General features: G+C 70.7%; 11 protein-coding genes. 2 read left to right on the forward strand and 9 right to left on the reverse strand.

The window, feature by feature from the left end:
• Positions 1-31: 31 nt before the first annotated feature.
• The 7 genes from OG504_RS02055 to OG504_RS02085 all read right to left on the reverse strand — a co-directional run bounded on the left by OG504_RS02055 (position 32) and on the right by OG504_RS02085 (position 10,773).
• On the reverse strand, positions 32-3,028 hold the full coding sequence (locus OG504_RS02055; RefSeq protein ID WP_405988091.1) for a helix-turn-helix transcriptional regulator: 2,997 nt from the start codon (positions 3,026-3,028) through the stop codon (positions 32-34).
• A gap of 393 nt (positions 3,029-3,421) precedes the next feature.
• Positions 3,422-4,225 (reverse strand): phosphatase PAP2 family protein, encoded by an 804-nt coding sequence (locus tag OG504_RS02060; protein ID WP_405988092.1) that lies wholly within the window; start codon positions 4,223-4,225, stop codon positions 3,422-3,424.
• Positions 4,226-4,228: 3 nt separating this feature from the next.
• Positions 4,229-5,182 carry a YihY/virulence factor BrkB family protein gene (locus tag OG504_RS02065; RefSeq protein WP_405988093.1) on the reverse strand — a complete coding sequence of 318 codons (954 nt, stop codon included), beginning with the start codon at positions 5,180-5,182 and terminating at the stop codon, positions 4,229-4,231.
• Complete coding sequence (locus OG504_RS02070) at positions 5,183-6,931, reverse strand: diacylglycerol kinase family protein (RefSeq protein WP_405988094.1); 1,749 nt, start codon at positions 6,929-6,931, stop codon at positions 5,183-5,185. It lies immediately after the preceding gene.
• A gap of 154 nt (positions 6,932-7,085) precedes the next feature.
• Positions 7,086-8,894, reverse strand: a complete 1,809-nt coding sequence (locus tag OG504_RS02075; protein ID WP_405988095.1) for a dipeptide ABC transporter ATP-binding protein — start codon at positions 8,892-8,894, stop codon at positions 7,086-7,088.
• A complete protein-coding gene (locus OG504_RS02080) occupies positions 8,891-9,790 on the reverse strand; it encodes an ABC transporter permease (protein ID WP_405988096.1) in 900 nt (299 codons plus the stop codon). Before OG504_RS02080 ends, OG504_RS02075 begins: the two co-directional genes overlap by 4 nt.
• Positions 9,787-10,773 carry an ABC transporter permease gene (locus OG504_RS02085; protein ID WP_405988097.1) on the reverse strand — a complete coding sequence of 329 codons (987 nt, stop codon included), beginning with the start codon at positions 10,771-10,773 and terminating at the stop codon, positions 9,787-9,789. The genes OG504_RS02080 and OG504_RS02085 overlap by 4 nt, the downstream gene beginning before the upstream one ends.
• Positions 10,774-10,934: 161 nt before the next feature.
• Between OG504_RS02085 and OG504_RS02090 the strand changes: the two genes are divergently transcribed.
• On the forward strand, positions 10,935-12,620 hold the full coding sequence (locus OG504_RS02090; RefSeq protein ID WP_405988098.1) for an ABC transporter family substrate-binding protein: 1,686 nt from the start codon (positions 10,935-10,937) through the stop codon (positions 12,618-12,620).
• Between the two features lie 90 nt (positions 12,621-12,710).
• Here OG504_RS02090 and OG504_RS02095 read toward each other — a convergent pair whose 3' ends face one another.
• Positions 12,711-14,387, reverse strand: a complete 1,677-nt coding sequence (locus tag OG504_RS02095; RefSeq protein ID WP_405988099.1) for a family 2A encapsulin nanocompartment cargo protein cysteine desulfurase — start codon at positions 14,385-14,387, stop codon at positions 12,711-12,713.
• A 371-nt stretch (positions 14,388-14,758) separates the two neighbouring features.
• Entirely contained in the window at positions 14,759-15,697 is a 939-nt protein-coding gene (locus OG504_RS02100) for a family 2A encapsulin nanocompartment shell protein (RefSeq protein ID WP_405988100.1), read from the reverse strand.
• A 185-nt stretch (positions 15,698-15,882) separates the two neighbouring features.
• Here OG504_RS02100 and OG504_RS02105 point away from each other — a divergent pair, with 185 nt between their 5' ends.
• On the forward strand, positions 15,883-16,785 hold the full coding sequence (locus OG504_RS02105; RefSeq protein WP_405988101.1) for a LysR family transcriptional regulator: 903 nt from the start codon (positions 15,883-15,885) through the stop codon (positions 16,783-16,785).
• Positions 16,786-17,186: the final 401 nt, after the last annotated feature.

The following is a 17,186-nucleotide window of genomic DNA, read 5'->3' on the forward strand; positions in this document are numbered from 1 at the left end:
CGCCGTGTGTCCTCGCGATGGGGCGGATGACCTAAAGATCGGAGCGCGCGCCGGTGACGTGGCCTTCCGGCGGGGTGATTCCGGCCTGTGTCAGGGTGACCGCGAGTGCGGTGCGCGAGGTCACTCCGTATTTGCGCATCGCGGAGTTCAGTTGCGCGGCAACGGTCTTCGGGGATCGGGAGAGTGCTCGTGCGATGGCCGGGTTGGTCAGACCGGTGAGCATCAGCCGGGCCACTTCCAGCTCGCGCGGCGACAGTTGGTCGCCGTAGCCGCGCCGCCCGCCGCGCCACACCTGTCGTACCGGAGCCCCGGCCGCACGAAGCGCGAGGTGCACCCGGTCGGCGTCCTTCCGTGCTCCCAGAGCCGTGAATCCCGCCTGCACGTGGGCGAGTTCGGCCAGTCCGGTGTCCCTGTCCCCCGCTGTCAGCAGGCAGCCGGCCCGGCGTTCGGTCGCGAGCAGTGCGTCATACGGTCGCGGCAGGCGCGTCCAGGCGGTGGCGGCCCGGCCGAACGCGGCGGCTGCGTCGACACTGCGGCCCTCTCCTTCCGCCAGCACTCCGAGACACGTCTCCAGGGCCGCGTGCGCTGCCGGGAGGTTCCTGCCGCTGAGACCTTCGGCCAGGTCCGCGACGAACTGCCGTGCCTGGTCGGGCCGTTGGACCGCGAGAAGCGCGCCGGTCCGTACCGGTGCGAACTCGGTGGCCCACAGCCAGATGTTCTTGCGGGCCACGACGTCGGCCGGTCCCTCCGTCAACTCCAGCGCCTCTGCGGCCGACCCCTCGGCGAGCCGGATCCGCGCGAGGGCGGCCGCGGGCTCCAGCGGCAGATCCACGATGCCGCGCCGCAGCCCCGCGTCGAGCACCTGGCGCAGCCGCTCCTCGACGGTGCCCAACCCGCCCTCGGCCACCGCCACTTGGCCGGGGTTCGCGTCGCCGCCGCCGACCGCCCCGTCCAGCAGGGCTGTGACCAGCAGGGCGTCCAGCTGGAGCAGCGGCTCCTCGTCCACCTCTGCCAGGGCGGCGGCCCGCTCGGCCAGTCCGTCCCAGGCGCCGGTGAACCAGTCCAGGTGCACCAGCGTCACCAGGATCATGTCGTGCAGCCGCCGGTACCGGTGTCCCTCGGCCCTGGCCAGCCCGGTCGTCAGCAGCGCTCTGGCTTGGTCATAGCGGCCCCAACGCATGGCCCCGTTACCGATGTTGAGTCCGCTGCGGGTCAGCTGCATCATTCCTTCGGGCGTCGTCGCGGTGTCGGGCAGTTCCGCGACCACGTCCCAGCCGACCTCGTCGCCCATGTCCAGCAGGGCGGTTGCCCGGTCCACCGCGAGAGCCAGCCGCTGGTCCGCCGTCATCGGCAGCCGGGCCGCGTCGGCCGCCCGGTCCAGCCAACGGCGGTGTTCCCCGGCGGTCATCAGGGTGCTCGGCGGGGCGCCGAGCGTGTTCATCGCCCAGGCGGCCTGGAACGGTTCGTCGGCCAGGTCCGGCAGTGCCCGCTCCAGTTCCGCCGCGCCGGCCGCGTACTCGCCCGCGTGCAGCAGCATGCGCCCCAGCTGGGTGCGGACGGCCGCGCGGTCGTGCGGGGCGAGCGCCTCTGTGTCCAGCACCCTGCGCAGCGCGCGGGTCAGGTCGCCGCGGGCAACGAGCCCGTTGAAGGCCAGGACCGGCATCTTCTGTGCCCACCGGGCCACCGAGGCGGCGGGCGGATCGCTCTCGGTGAGCAACTCGTGCAGCAGTCCGACAGCGGTGCGATGGTCCCCGGAGGCCAGGGCGAGGTCCGCGGTCCGTTCCGCGTACTCGCGCCACTGCCCGGTGTCCCCCGCCTCCCGGTAGTGGTGGGCGAGCCGGGCCACCGGCTGCGGTGTCACGGCCCGCAGTGCGCGGCCCGCTTCCCGGTGCAGGGCTCGGCGGTCGGGCGCGGGTGTCATGTCGTAGACCGCACGGGCGGCCAGCGCGTGCCGGAAGCGGACCCGGGCGGCGCGGTCCTCGCCGAGCAGTCCACTGCGTACGGCGGCGTCCACGGCCTCGCCGACAACGTTGTTCGGGAGCCCGCTCACCGTCGCGAGGACGGCCGAGCCGACCGGTTCGGCGAGCACGGAGGCGGCCTGGAGGACGCGTTGCGCGACCGGGGTGAGGCGCGAGGCGCGCTCGGCGACCGCGTCCCGGATGGTGGGCGGCACGGCGATGTCGGCCAGCGTCCTGCGCACCCACTCGCCGTCGCGCCGGACCAGATCGGCCCGGTCGCGCAGCAGCCGGACGGACTCCTCGATCGCCAGCGGCACACCGTCGGTCCGCTCCTGGAGGAACGACGCGAATGCCTCGGAGACGTGTTCCCCGTCCAGCATCGACGACATCAACTCGGCGGTCTGCGGCACGTCCAGCGCGCCGAGGCCGATCCGTACGTACCCGGTGCCGGCCGGTGGCCGGGAGGTCAGCCGCATCAGCGTGGAATCCGGCGCCACGTCCTCGGGACGGTAGGTCAGCACCAGGCTCATCCGGCGGGACCGGCGGGAGGCGAGGAACATCAGGAAGTCCAGGGTGGCTTCGTCGGCCCAGTGGACGTCCTCCAGGACCAGCACGCCGACGCCCATGGCGTCCAGCAGTTCGGCCAGTGCGCGGAAGAGCCGGTGCCGGGCGGCGCCTGCGTCCGACAGCGTCTCGGGCGACGGCGGCAGGTCCTGCGTCCACTCGGGGAACAGCGGCCGCAGTACCCCGGCGAGGGGAGTGAGGGCCAGCTCCGCCACGTCGGGCCGGGCCTCACGGGCGGCATCGACGACCGGGCCCAGGGTGAGGGCCTCCCGGAACGGGGGGCACATGGCGGACAGCGGCCGTCGGGCGGCGATACCGGGCTCCTCCAGCGCCTCCTGGACGAGTCGGCTCTTGCCGATTCCGGCCTCGCCCTCGACGAGGACCGCGGCCGGCGGCCGGGCCAAGGCGTCCGTCAGCCGGTGCAGTTCGGCCGCTCGGCCGACGAAACGCGGAGCGCTGACGCCGGGCAGCACGCGCGGGAGGCGCTCCTCCCCAGAGCGCTCCATCCGACCGCCTTCCCCACCCTGCCCAGGGTCTGCGCGACCCGGGCGCCGACTGCCCGTGCGGGCCTCGACATCGCAGCATGCCACGATCGCCGTATTGACCGCGCCCTGGCAGGCCAACTTCTGCCGCTTCATACAATTCTGAGACACCGTCAGTTATTGACGGCTCGTCAAACAAGTGCCGACGCCGTTGTGATCCTGCTGCTCAGTGCGCCGAGGCGGAGTTGCGACGCGCCTGGTCGGTGATGCCCGCGTCAGTGCCGGTGCGCGGAACTCGCCCACTCTCTAAGGGTGTTGCGCACAGGGCTACCTCCGGAGCCGACCCAACCGCGGACAAGGTCCCACGATTGCCCGACCAATACGCTCCTCCTGGGATCTCGCGCACTCGGTCGTCAGTCACCTACCGATCCGCCGTGTGTTCCGGACGGAGGGGTCGGATTCGGGGTGGGCGCCGGTGAGTTCGGGCTCCAGTCCCTCGCTCAAGCCGGCGGGGCGACGGCCCGCGTCGGTGCGCCAGGCCTCGAAGGCCCAGGTGGTGAGGGCCACGACGGCGAGGCCCAGGAGCCAGCCGCCCACGACGTCGCTGAACCAGTGGACGCCGAGGGCGATCCGGGTGAAGCCCACGCCGAGTACGGACACGATCGCGACGCCCCAGCACAACGCCCGCAGGGCACGCGGCACCAGGGGCAGCAGGACCAACAGGAAGATGGCGAACGAGGTGGTCGCGGTCATCGCGTGTCCCGAGGGGAAGGAGAAACCCGGTGCGTGCGCGACCGGGTCCTCCAGAGACGGTCGGGCCCGCTCGACCACGATTTTGACCAGCAGCCCGATGAGCCCACCGGCCGTGGCCGTCACGGCGGACCAGGCGGCCAGACGCCAGGCCCGGCGGTACAACAGCCATACGGTCAGCAGCGCTACGGCCGTCCGCAGGGTGACCGGGTCCCACACCCGGTCGGACAGGAACCTCAACGTGCTTGTCCACGCCGGGTGTTCGAGGGCGGCCTCGTTCAACCTCCGTGCCGCGCCCGCGTCGAGACGGCGCAGCGGCTGCCAGTGTCCCTCGACCAGGACGAGCAGCAGGCCGAAGGGGACGGCAGCTGTGGCAGCGACCGTGGCCGAAGTGAACAGGTGGATGCCGAATCTGCGGTCGGCCGTCCGACGACGGAGGTCACGAAGGCGCTGGGCCGCGGCGCGAACCACTCTTCACACTCCCGGGTCGGCTGCGATCGGACCCGGTCGCAGCGCCCGCGCGGCCTCCAGCTGCGCGGCGAAGGACAGGCCCAGAAAGAGGGCGATGGAGGTCAGGTAGGCCCAGAGCAGCAGGGACATGAAGGCGCTGAGCGGGCCGTAGACCGTGTCGAAGGATCCGCTGATGTCCAGGTACAGGCTCAGCAGCCAGGTCAGGGCCGTCCACAGGACGAGGTAGACGGCGGCGCCGAAGGCCAGCCACGTGTAGCCGGGCTGGCGGCGGCGGGGGGACCGGCGGAAGATCGCGCTGGCCGAGAGGAGGGCGAGCAGCAGGCCGAAGGGCCAACGCAGGATCTCGCAGGCGGTCCTGGCATCGCCGTCGAGGTGGTACACCGTCGCCGCCGCGGCGGCCAGGTCGCCGCCGGCCACCATCACGACGAACCCGAGTCCGAGCGGGATCCCGGCGCTCAGCGACATCACGAGCCCGCGCAGGTACTTCTGGTGGAAGGGGCGGTCGCGTTCGTTCCCGTAGATCCGGTTGGCGCCGCGTTCGATCTGGCACATCGCGGTGGTGACGTTGACCAGGGAGAAGAGCAGGCCGAACCAGAGCGCGATCTCGTCACCGTCGCCCGCGCTGTGGCGGCTTCGGTCCAGTGCGTCGTCGACGACGTCGGCGCTGGGCCCCTGCGCGATCCGGTGGATGGTCAGTTCGGCGAGTCGTCCGATGTTCTCCGTGTGCAGCGCCGTGGAGAGGCCGACGAAGGCGATGGCCAGCGGGATCACCGCCAGCACCGTCTGCAGGGCGAGCGCGCGGGAATGGCTGAAGCCGTCGGCGTAGCGGAACCGGACGAAGGAGTCGCGCAGCAGCGGCCAGCGGCCGTAGCGGCGGAGCGACGCCAGGGCCTCGTCGGCCGAGAGGTCGTCGCCGGTCATGTCGCGGGTCTCGGGGACCTTGGTGGCGGTACCCATTCACTTCTCCCGGATGGGCAGCAGCACGGTCAGCGCGCCGGGGCGGACCTCTGCGGTGAGACGCCGGCCGTGGGACACCGGGTCGCCGTCGAGTTCACGCGACTGCGGTACGGCGAAGGTGAGTTCGGCCCGTCGGAAGGTGCGGAACTCCACCGGTACGCCCTTCGTGCCGGTGCCCTCGGGGACGAGGGTTTCCACGGTCGTGGGCCACGCGTTCCGCCCGCGACCGCGCATCAGGATGCCCAGAGCGCGCATCCAGCCGCCGGGGCCGCGCGGGTCGAGGATCAGCACGTCGAGCAGGCCGTCGTCGGGGCGGGCCGCCGGGAGGAGTGTCAGACCGCCTTGTACGGTGCCGACGTTGGCGAGGAGCACCATGCGGGCCGTGCGGTGCAGGACGGGCCCGTCGTCGAACCGGACCGTCAGCCGCATCCGGGGTGTGCGCAGGGTGCCGACTGTGGCGAGTACGTAGGCGAGCCAGCCGACGGCGGACTTGGCGCGATCGTCGGTGTGTTCCAGCATCGCCGCGTCGAGCCCGGCCCCGGACATCGCGGTGAAGTGGGTGGGGGCGAGGCCGTCCCCCTCGATGCGGCCGAGGTCGATGCGGTGCGGGGTGCCGGACAGGGCGGTGTCGAGCGCGGTGGTGGGGGTGAGCGGCAGGCCGAGGTTGCGGGCCAGCAGGTTGCCGGTGCCGCAGGGCACCACGACGAGCGGTACGCCGCTGCCTGCCAGGGCGTCGGCGGCCGCCCGCACGGTTCCGTCGCCGCCGCAGACCACGACCAGGTCCGCTCCGGCCCTGACCGCTCCGGTCGCCTGGCCGGTGCCGGGGTCGTCGGCGGTGGTCTCGATGAACTCCGGTGCGCGGTGGCCGTGTTGTTCCAGGATCCGCCGCAGTTTCTCGCGGGCCGCCGCGTCGGTCACCGTGGGGTTGAAGATCACGGCGGTGCTGCCGGGCTCGCGCTCCTCGCCCCGCGCGGTCGTGTCGGCGTGCCCGGTCCGCTGCGCGGGAACGGCGGCCACGGACGCGTCGGTGAACAGGGCGCGGCCGACGATCAGCAGGGACAGGGTGCCGTTGGCGATACCGCCGATCACGTCCGTGGGGTGGTGCATGCCCCGGTAGAGGCGGGAAACGCCGACGGCCAGGGGCACGAGGAACAGCAGCCCGGCCAGCGGCCACCGCCACGGCCTGCGCACCCGGGACAGCACGAGCACCGCGAGTCCGGCGTAGAGCGCGGTGGCCGCGCCGGTGTGGCCGGAGGTGTAACTGGACGTGGGCGGGGAGGCGTCGAGGCGGTGCACATGAGGGCGGGTCCGGTCCACCGACTCGGTGACGGCCAGGAACACCAGTGCCTGGAGCGAGACGGCGACGGCGAGGAACACCGCCTGACGCCACATCGGCAGCCGGGGCACGAGCAGCAGGGCCACGCAGCTCAGCAGGGTGACGGCGATCACCGTGAGGGTGTTGCCCGCCTCCGAGCCGAGGTACGACAGGGTGGTGAGCGAGCTCGTACGGATCCGTTCGAACCCCTCGTCGACATGGTCCTCGACCGTCAGCGGCCACACGTTCCGGGCCGGTCCCGTGATCAGGAGCCCGAAGCCCACGATCAGGGCGGCCTGACAGACGGTCAGTACGCCGATGCGCGCCGCGGTACTGCCGGTACCCCGGGGCAGAACAGGCGACCGACCCCGCCGGACCGCCTCAGGTTCGTCCCCGGTCGCTCCTGCTGCTCTTCCCGGCACGGCGGTCGACATCGGAGCTCCCACGGGTCGGCGCCTCGCGGCGGTCCACGGCCGGGTGCCGTTCGCACCCGATCCATCGCCGTCTGCCCCCGAAGCCGAGGCGCAGACACACCCTCACGTGGGAATCCACGAGCCCACACCACGACGACCGTCTCGGACCCGCCCCCTAGGACGGCAGGACAACCTCCCGTACACGCGGGAAGTGGCAGGCCGCCCCGTCCCCGTCGAGCACCGGAACCTCCTGCTCACACCGTTTCCGCTCCCCGTCCCCCAACTGCCGGTGGAGCGGGCAGCGTGCCCGGAACCGGCAGCCGCCGTAGCGTCGCGTCGGGCTGGGCGGGTCCCCAGCGAGCAGGATGCGCGACCGCTGCCGTGCCCGCTCGCGTACCGGATCCGGCAGGGGTACGGCGGAGAGGAGAGCCTGGGTGTAGGGATGCCGGGGTCGCTCGAAGACCTCGTCGACCGGGCCGGCCTCGACCGTGCGGCCGAGGTAGACCACGCTCACGCGGTCGGCGATGTTCCGTACGACGGACAGGTCGTGGGAGACGAAGAGATAGGCGAGGCCCAGCTCTTCCTTGAGGCGTCGCAGCAGTTCGAGCACGCCGGCCTGGACGGAGACGTCGAGGGCCGAGACCGGTTCGTCGAGGACGAGCAGTTCGGGTTCGACGGACAGCGCGCGGGCGATGCCGACGCGCTGCCGCTGGCCGCCGGAGAACTCGTGCGGGTAGCGCTCCGCGTGTGCCGGGTCCAGCCCGACCTGGGTGAGGAGTTCGGGCACGCGACGCCCGATCGTCGCCCGGTCGACCCCCTGGGTGCGCAGCGGCTCGGCGACGATGTCCCCCACGGGCATCCGCGGGTCCAGGGAGGCCATCGGGTCCTGGAAGACGATCTGGACGCGGCGGCGGAGGGCCTTCACCTCCGCCTTGCCGAGCCGGGCGAGGTCCCTGCCGAACAGCTCGATCGATCCGCCTTCCGGGCGGGCCAGTTCGAGCAGCTCGAAGAGCGTCGTCGACTTCCCGGACCCCGATTCGCCGACGAGGGCAAGCGTCTCGCCGCGCCTGATGTCGAGGTCGACGCCGTCGACGGCGTACACGGAGCCGATCCGGCGCTTGAAGGCGGTTCCCTTGAGGAGGGGGAAGGTCCTGGTGAGTCCGCGTACCTTCAACACCGTTTCCCCGGTGGGCGGTTGGGGTGCGCGCGGAGTGTCCATCCGGGGCACGGCGGCCAACAGCCGCTTCGTGTACGGCTCTTGGGGCCGCTCGAAGACGTCGACGGCCGTGCCCGATTCGACGACCCGTCCCCCGTGCATCACGGCCACCCGGTCGGCCGTCCCGGCGATGACACCGAGGTCGTGGCTGACCAGGAGCAACGCGGCCCCGGTCTCGCGCCGCGCGGTGCGCAGGACGTCGAGCACCTGGGCCTGGATGGTGACGTCGAGGGCGGTGGTCGGTTCGTCGGCGAGGATGATGTCGGGGTCGTTGGCCATCGCCATGGCGATCATCGCGCGCTGGCGCATGCCGCCGGAGAACTCGTGCGGGAACGCCCGTGCGCGCAGGGCGGGTTCGGGGATCCCGACGACGTCGAGCAGTTCGACGGCTCGTTCCAGGGCCTGATCGCGGGAGACGTCCTGGTGGGCGCGTACCGCCTCGGCGATCTGGTCGCCGATCCGGTAGACGGGCGTGAACGCGGACAGCGGGTCCTGGAAGACCATGGAGACCCGGCTGCCACGAACCTTCGTGAGCTGCCGCTCCGAGGCGCCGACGAGTTCCTGGCCGTCGAGCCGGACGGATCCGCGTACCGTCGCGTTGCCCGGGAGCAGGCCGAGTACGGCGAGCGCGGTCGCGGACTTGCCGGAGCCCGACTCGCCGACGAGACCGAGGACTTCACCGCGTTCGAGGGTGAGACCGACCCCCCGTACGGCGGGTCGTCCGTCGAAGTCGACGTCCAGATCGGTCACTTGGAGTATCGGGCTCATCGGGAGGCGCCTTTCGAGGTGGGGTCCAGCGCGTCCCGCAGCCCGTCGCCCACCAGGTTCACCGCCAGGACGAAGACGACCAGGAGTCCGGCCGCGAAGAAGAACATCCAGGGGTAGGTGACCGCGGCGCTCGTCCCGTCGGCGATCAGCGTGCCGAGGGACACGTCGGGTGGCTGGACGCCGAAGCCGAAGTACGACAGCGCGGTCTCGCTCATCACCGCGCCGCCGACCTGGATGGTCGCGTCGATGATGAGGAAGGAGGCCACGTTGGGCAGCACGTGCCGCCAGATGATCCGGAAGGGTCCGACGCCCATGTACCGCGCGGCGCGCACGAATTCGCGCTCTTTGAGGGAGCGGGTCATGGACCGCACGACCCGGGCGGTGATCATCCAGGCGAAGAGTCCGAGCAGCCCGACCAGGGCGAACCAGCCGCTGGAGTTCAGCCGGGGCGAGACGATCGCGATGATCAGGAAGGACGGGAAGACCAACAGCAGGTCGACGAGGAACATGAGCAGCCGGTCGGTCCACCCGCCGAAGTATCCGGCGCAGGCGCCGACGAGCGAGGCGAGCCCGGTCGACAGCACGGCGACGAGCAGCCCTATGATCAGCGACTTCTGCAGACCGCGCACGGTCTGCGCGAACACGTCCTGACCTATCCGGTTCGTCCCCCACCAGTGGTCGGTGTCGGGGGCGGCCCGCAGCGCGGTGTAGTCGATGTGGCTGTACGACCACGGGGTGACGTACGGCCCGACGAAGGCCAGCAGGAACAGCAGTACCAGGACGACGGCTCCGGCGAGGGCGGTGCGGTTGCGCAGGAAGCGGCGCAGCACGACGGTGGCGCGACCGGCGGGCGGGGCGGCGACGGGTGCCTCTTCGGCAATGACGGCCGTCGTCATGACGCCTGCCGGATGCGCGGGTCGAGCGCTGCGTGCAGGACGTCGGCGAGGAAACCGGAGAGCAGCACGGTGACGGCGGCGAAGAGGTTCACGGCGACCACGGAGTTCACGTCGTTCTTGCCGATCGACGCGACGAACCACTCCCCCATCCCGTGCCAGCCGAAGATCGTCTCCGTGAAGATGGCACCGGTGAACAGCGCGAGGAAGCCGTAGGAGAAGTAGGTCGACATGGGGATGAGGGCCGTACGCAGTCCGTGTTTGAGGAAGACCGTGCGGCGGGCGAGGCCCTTGGCCCGCGCCGTGCGCAGATAGTCCGAGCCGAGGACGTCGAGCATCGTGTTGCGCTGGTAGCGGCTGTAGCTCGCGACGGCGAAGAGCGCGACGGAGAGGGTGGGCAGGAGCAGGTGCACACTGCGGTCCTTGAGGACGGTCCAGAGGCCGCCGGTGACGCCGGGGCTCTTCTCTCCCGTGAACTGGATCAGGTCCGTGCCGGTGGTCTGGTTGAACCAGATCGCGCCGGTCTTGAGGAGGATCGCCAGCAGGAACACGGGAGTTGAGAGCAGTGCGAAGGAGGCGAGGGTGACGGCCCGGTCGCTGAACCGGTACTGCCGTGCCGCCGTCCAGGCCCCGACGAGCACTCCCACGACGGTCCCGAACACGGTCCCGGCGAGCAGCAGCCGCAGGCTGACCCCGAGTCGGCGGCCGAACTCGGCGTTGACGGAGGTGCCGTCGATGGTCTGCCCGAGGTCGCCGCGCACCGCGTGTCCGAGCCAGCGCAGGAAGCGGGTCAGGAGCGGGGTGCGGTCGTTGACGCCGATCTCGTCGAGATGGTGGTTCACCGAGGCCACGGGGATGGGCGGCTGCCGGCCGGCGTAGTACTCGCGCGGGTGGAGCGCGAGGGAGGCCAGCAGGTAGGAGAGGCAGACGGCGGCCAGGAGCAACAGGGCGTAGTAGCCGAGTCGTTTGGCCAGGTAGGCAGGCACAGAAGAAATGGTCCAGGCGTCTTGTTGCCACACTATGAAGAGAACATGTCAGGTGTCCAGGGGGTCTCCCCCGCGGGTCGTAGGCCGTTCTACGTTCGGTGCATCCACCTGAAGTCCCGGCGCGCCCACCGATGATCACCGGCCTCACGAAGGACACCGACATGCGACAGACCTCCGCCGCAGCCTGGATCGCCGCCACCGCGGCCACCGCGTTGCTGGTGACCGGCTGCGGCTCCTCCGACGACGGCAAACCCGTCGCGCGGAAGAGCGCGGCCCCGGCCGGCAGCCAGGAGATCAACGCCCGTCCGCTGAGCGACGTCCAGCAGGGCGGCACCCTCAAGCTGGCGATCTCGCAGTGGATCGCGGACTACAACCGCTACACCGCCAACGGCAACCAGGGCGACGCGACGGACATCAACGAACTCGTGGAGCCCCGGCTGTTCTGGGCGGACGCCCAGGGCGAGTCCCACCCCGACACTGACTTCCTGCTCTCCGCCTCGGTGACCTCGACCAGCCCGCAGACGGTCGTCTACAAGCTGAACCCCAAAGCCAAGTGGTCCGACGGAAAGGCCATCGGCTGGCGGGACTTCGAGGCCCTGTGGAAGGCGAACAACGGCACGGACAAGGCGTACGAGGCCGCCGACACCTCCGGCTACGAGCAGATCGGCAAGGTCGAACAGGGCGCCGACGCGCACCAGGTGAAGGTCACCTTCTCCACGCCGTACGCCGACTGGGAGCACCTCTTCAACCCGCTGCTGCCGGCCGCCGGGATCGGCACCCCGGACAAGTTCAACAAGGGCTGGACGCAGCGGATCCCGATCACCGGCAACGCCTTCAAGATCTCCTCGTACGACAAGGCGGCCCAGACCATCACAGCGGTCCCGGACCCCAACTGGTGGGGAACGAAGCCCAAGTTGGACTCGATCGTCTTCCGCGCCCTGGACTACTCCGCCTGGACGGACGCCTACCTCAACAAGGAGATCGACTACGCGAGCGCGCTCCTGCCCGAGGACTACAAGCGGCTGTACAAGGCGGCCGGCACCGACATCCGCGTCGGCGCCCGCTGGGACGAGGTGCACATCGAGTTCAACGGCGCGCGCGGCCCGCTCAAGGACGTCCGCGTTCGCCAGGCCCTCCAGCACGCCATCGACCGCACGTCCATCGCCGCAGCCTTCGGCAAGGACCTCCCCGTCCAACTGAAGCCGTACGGCAGCCACTTCTTCATGCCCAACCAGGCCGGCTACCAGGACAACTCCGGTACCTACGGCACGTACGACCTGAAGAAGGCGGGCGAGCTGCTGGACGCGGCGGGCTGGAAGCTCCAGGGCGACAAGCGGGTCAAGGCCGGCAAGCAGCTCACCCTCGGTTACACGCTCAGCGCGGGCTCCACCTCCGCGCAGGTGGACCAGTCGGAGCTGGTGCAGGCACAGTTGGCGCAGGTCGGGATCAAGCTGAACATCGTGAAGGTGCCGTCGAACGACTACTTCTCCAAGTACGTCACCATCGGCAACTTCGATCTGACGAGCTTCCGTTGGGTCGACCAGATCTTCCGCTCCCAGGCGTACCCGATCTACCGCGAGCCGTCCGGCAAGAACCTCTACCAGAACTACGGTTCGGTCGGCTCCCCCGAGATCGACGCCCTGCTGAAGAAGGCCACCGAGACCACGGACACCACCGAGGCGAACAAGCTCTACAACGAGGCCGACGCCAAGATCTGGGCGCTGGGCCACTCCATCCCGGTCTACCAGCGCCCCCAGGTCCTCGCGGTCCGCTCGAACCTGGCCAACTACGGCGCGAGCGGCCTCGCGGACGTCGACTACACGAGGGTCGGCTGGCTGAAGAAGTGACCTGCCGGAGAGCGGAACGACCGGCTTCGTGCCGGTACGGCGGAGACCTCGGACAGGTCTCCGCCGTACCGGTTGTGGTGGCACATACGGCTAGCGGCGCCCGCCTCGGCGGTCCGCGAGCCGGTGGACCGCCGCGATCAGCGTGTCCACCTCCCCATGCGTGTTGTAGAAGGCGAACGACGGCCGGACGGTGGCCTCCAGTCCGTACCGGCGCAGGATCGGCTGCGCGCAGTGGTGGCCCGAACGGACCGCGATGCCCTCCTCGTTGAGCGCTGTGCCGACCTCGGCCGGCTCGTAGCCGTCGAGGACGAACGACACGATGCTCGCCTTGTTCGGCGCGGTGCCGACCAGCCGGAGCCCGGGCACGCCGCGCAGGCCCTCGGTGGCGTGCTCGACGAGGGTGTGCTCGAAGGCGGCGATGTTCGGCAGGCCGACGCGCTCGACGTAGTCGATGGCCGCGGCCAGCCCCACCGCGTCGGCGATGTTGCCGGTACCGGCCTCGAAACGACCCGGCGGCGGCTGGAAGCTGGACTTCTCGAAGGTCACGTCGGTGATCATGTTGCCGCCGCCCTCCCACGGAGGCATGTCCTCAAGGACCTCGCGTTTGGCGTAGAGCACCCCGATCCCGGTCGGTCCGAACAACTTATGCCCGGAGAAGACGAGGAAGTCGGCGTCCAGTGCCCTGACGTCGATCGGCAGGTGCGGGACCGACTGCGCGGCATCGACCAGGACACGTGCCCCGGCGCGATGTCCGATCTCGATGACCTGCTCGACCGGTACGACGGTGCCGAGCGCGTTGGACATCTGGGTGACCGCGACCAGCTTGGTCCGCTCCGACAGAAGCGCGGTGTACTCGTCGAGCAGCAACTGCCCTCTGTCGTCGACCGGGATCACCTTGATCACCGCGCCGGTCTGCTCCGCCAGCATCTGCCAGGGCACGATGTTGGCGTGGTGCTCCAGATGGGAGAGCACGATCTCGTCGCCGGCGCGGATGTGCGCGGGACCCCATGCCTTGGCGACCAGGTTGATCGCCTCGGTGGTGCCCCGGACGAACACGATCTCCTCGGCGGAGCCCGCCCCGATGAACCGGGCGACGGTCTTCCTGGCGCCCTCGTAGGCGTCCGTCGCCCGGGCGGCCAACTCGTGCGCCGCCCGGTGGATGTTGGAGTTCTCCCGCGAGTAGAACTCGACCAGCCGGTCGATCACCGCCTGCGGCTTCTGCGTGGTCGCCGCGTTGTCCAGCCAGATCAACGGCCGCCCGTTGACCAGCTCGGACAGGATCGGGAAGTCCCGGCGGACCGCTTGCACGTCGAAGGCCGGGTGTTGGTCGAGCGGCAGTCCCGACGGCGCACCGGACGCGTCGGGTTCCTGGACGAAGTAGTACGGCGCGGTCGTCGCGGTCGGTGACATGAGGTCGGGAAGCGGCGGCAGCCCGAGGTGCCCGAAGCCGGGGAGCTCCGGCGCCTGGGCGGGGTACCCGGGTGCCTCGGTGAGGAAGTAGTACGGCCCGGGGTCCGGAAGTCGGGCCGGTGCGGCCGGCGACGGGGCGGGCGGCGGCCCCGGAGGTACCGGCTGGGCCGGTGCCTCCGGGGTGGGTCCGGCGGCTCCGGGCGCACCCACCGCATAGGGGCTCGCCATGAACGTGGCCGGGGCGCTGGTCGGTGGCGGCCCGGACGGCGGGCTCATTCCGGCGGTCGGTGCCGGGGGCGGCGGGTCCATGGACGGGAGGCCGGTGGGCACCGGAGGAAGCGGGTCCGCAGTCGGCATGCCTGCGGACACCGCGGGAGCGGATCCAGCAGCGGGCGGACCGGTTGGCACCGAAGGCGCGAAATCCGCCGTCGGCGCTCCGGCCGGCTGGGCGGGGAACGGGCCCGGGGCCGGCGGACCGGTGGGCACCGTGGGAACGGACTGCGCGGCCGACGGCCCCGCAGGTGCCGTAGGAGAAGAGTCCGCGAGCGGCAGGCCGGTGGGCGTCGGCCACTCCGGCCGACCGTCGAAGGCCGGAGCCGGCGCCTCCGTGTCCGCCGGCTGCCCGGGGAGTGCTCGGAAGAACTCCCCGGCCATCCGGCTCAGCGTCTCCTCGTCCGGCAGCCACGCGGGGGCGGCTTCGTTACCGGTAGTCGGGGGCGTGGTCATGGTTACCGGTAACTCGGCGCGTAGTCATGGAACTTGTCCACCTCGACGTCGTCGAGCACGGCGAGCGCGTCCTCGGTGAGTACGGCGAGCGAGCAGTACAGGGAGATCAGGTAGGAGGCGATGGCGCTGCGGTCGATCTGCATGAAGCGCACCGACAGGCCCATCCCCTGCTCGCCCGAGAGGCCGGGCTGGAACAGTCCGACCACGCCCTGGCGCGACTCGCCGGTGCGCAGCAGGATGAACTTCGTCTTCCCGTTCTCCAGCGGGACCTTGTCCGACGGGATGATCGGCAGTCCGCGCCAGGTCAGGAACTGCGAGCCGAACATGCTCACCGTGGCCGGCGGCACACCACGCCGGGTGCACTCCCTGCCGAACGCGGCGATCCCCTCGGGGTGGGTGAGGAAGAAGGCCGGCTGCTTCCACACCTTCGTGATGAGGGCGTCCAGGTCGTCCGGCGTCGGCGGGCCCGCCATCGTGGAGATCCGCTGTGTCCCCGCCGCGCTGGCCAGCATCCCGTACTCCGGGCTGTTGATCAGCTCGCCCTCCTGATGCTCCTTCACCGCCTCGATGGTCAGCCGCAGTTGCTGAGCGGTCTGGTTGTGCGGGCTGGAGTAGAGGTCGGAGATCCGGGTGTGGAGGTCCAGGACCGTCTGGACGGCCTTGAGCCGGTACTCGCGGGGTTCCCGTTCGTAGTCGACGAAGGTGTCCGGCAGCGGCGACTCGTCGTAGTTGTCGCACTCGATGCGCACCGACTCGGGGTGAACGACCTTGTTCACCCGGTAGATACCGGCCTCGACCGGGACCCAGGACATCAGATGCACCAGCCAGCGAGGCGTGATGGAGCTCATCTGTGGAACGGTCTTGGTGGCGTTCGCGAGAGTTCGCGCCGCGCTGTCGCTCACCGACATCGATCGCGACGGTGGATTCACAGCCGTGGTCATGCGACATCTCCTTTCCGCGCCCGGAGTCCGGGCACGCGTGACGGGTGAGATCACCGACGGTCACCGACGGGAAGGTGTGCGGCCGAGATCTCTCGCACCCACTATCGATTCACCGTCGCAGTAGGTCCGGTAATGGTCCAATGCGTGTTTTCGAGGCCGTCATCGACGCGGTCTATGATTCGCAAATGATCGACTTGAGTCGGTTGCGTGTATTGGTCGCCGTCGCCCGCGAGGGTTCGATCACGGCGGCCGCCGAGGCACTGCACTACGCGCAGCCGTCGGTGAGCCATCAACTCGCCAAACTCGAGGCCGAGGTCGGCATGCCACTGTTGCAGCGGATGGGGCGCGGTATCCGGCTCACCGAGGCCGGCCGACTGCTGGTGGACCGCGCCGAGTCGATCCTCGCGCAGGTCGAATCGGTGCACGCGGAACTGGACGAACTGGCCGGACTGCGCACCGGCCGGGTCCGACTGGCCGCATTTCCCTCGGCGTTGGCCACCCTGGTGCCGCTCGCCGCCGCCCGTGTCTCCGACCGGCATCCCGGCATCGAGCTGACCCTGCGCGAGGCCGAACCACCGGACGCGCTCAACGCCCTGCGCAACAACGACGTCGACGTGGCGCTGGTCTTCGAGCACGGCGACCCGCCCCAGCGCGATCGCCGCGACACCACAATGACGCCCCTTCTCGACGAGCCGCTGTACGTGGTCACACCGGCCGACCGCTCCTGGGACGGCCACCCGGCCGAGCTGGCCACCTACGCCGACACACGATGGATCGCCGGGTGCGAACGCTGCCGCGAGCACCTCGTCGCGGCCTGCGGGCGGGCCGGGTTCAAGCCGGTCGTCGAGTTCGAGACCGACGACTACGTCGCCGTACAGGCGCTCGTCGCGGCCGGCCTCGGCGTGAGCCTGCTGCCCGGCCTCACCCTCCTCGCCAACAGGCACCCCGGTGTCCGACTGCACCGCATCGCCGGTATGCGCAGACAGGTCGTGGCCGCGGTGTACGGCAAGCCGCCCGCGTCCCAACCCGCCCAGGTGCTCCTCGACGCACTCGCCGCGACCGTCTCCGAACCGGAGTGGCCGTCCTGACGCCACACGCTGGTGCGGTCCGGTTCGTGCGGCGGCAGCTGCCGACGGTCAGGGGCCGGGTGGAGGGCTCGGCCACGAACAAAGCTGCTGCGTCTGCGAGTTGAGACATCGAACGTCTCTCCTGACGTCACGGGAAACACCGTCGCCGATGTCGTGCTCGGCGCGGACACGGCAGTGCCGCCGACCGCGGTGACCGAGATGGGCCAGGCCCGACGGAAACTTCGCCGGCGTCGTACCGATCGGCGAGCCGGGCTTGCACCGGATCGCGTACTCCGGCACCACCGCCGACCCGGCCGAGGACCCCACCCACCACGAGGTGACCGAACGCTTCCATTCCTTCTACGCCGACGAATGCCGGCTCGTCACCATCCGCTACGCCTCCCGGCTCGGCAGCCCCCGCC

It is taken from the genome of Streptomyces sp. NBC_00986 (assembly GCF_045162565.1).
In the GTDB taxonomy this organism is placed as follows: domain Bacteria; phylum Actinomycetota; class Actinomycetes; order Streptomycetales; family Streptomycetaceae; genus Streptomyces.

Excerpts from the sequence above, each read along its gene's own strand:
- OG504_RS02055 (WP_405988091.1), bottom strand. The coding sequence starts at position 3,028 with ATGGAGCGCTCTGGGGAGGAGCGCCTCCCGCGCGTGCTGCCCGGCGTC.
- OG504_RS02065 (WP_405988093.1), bottom strand. The coding sequence starts at position 5,182 with ATGGGTACCGCCACCAAGGTCCCCGAGACCCGCGACATGACCGGCGAC.
- OG504_RS02070 (WP_405988094.1), bottom strand. The coding sequence starts at position 6,931 with ATGTCGACCGCCGTGCCGGGAAGAGCAGCAGGAGCGACCGGGGACGAA.
- OG504_RS02075 (WP_405988095.1), bottom strand. The coding sequence starts at position 8,894 with ATGAGCCCGATACTCCAAGTGACCGATCTGGACGTCGACTTCGACGGA.
- OG504_RS02080 (WP_405988096.1), bottom strand. The coding sequence starts at position 9,790 with ATGACGACGGCCGTCATTGCCGAAGAGGCACCCGTCGCCGCCCCGCCC.
- OG504_RS02090 (WP_405988098.1), top strand. The coding sequence starts at position 10,935 with ATGCGACAGACCTCCGCCGCAGCCTGGATCGCCGCCACCGCGGCCACC.
- OG504_RS02095 (WP_405988099.1), bottom strand. The coding sequence starts at position 14,387 with ATGCCGACTGCGGACCCGCTTCCTCCGGTGCCCACCGGCCTCCCGTCC.
- OG504_RS02100 (WP_405988100.1), bottom strand. The coding sequence starts at position 15,697 with ATGACCACGGCTGTGAATCCACCGTCGCGATCGATGTCGGTGAGCGAC.
- OG504_RS02105 (WP_405988101.1), top strand. The coding sequence starts at position 15,883 with ATGATCGACTTGAGTCGGTTGCGTGTATTGGTCGCCGTCGCCCGCGAG.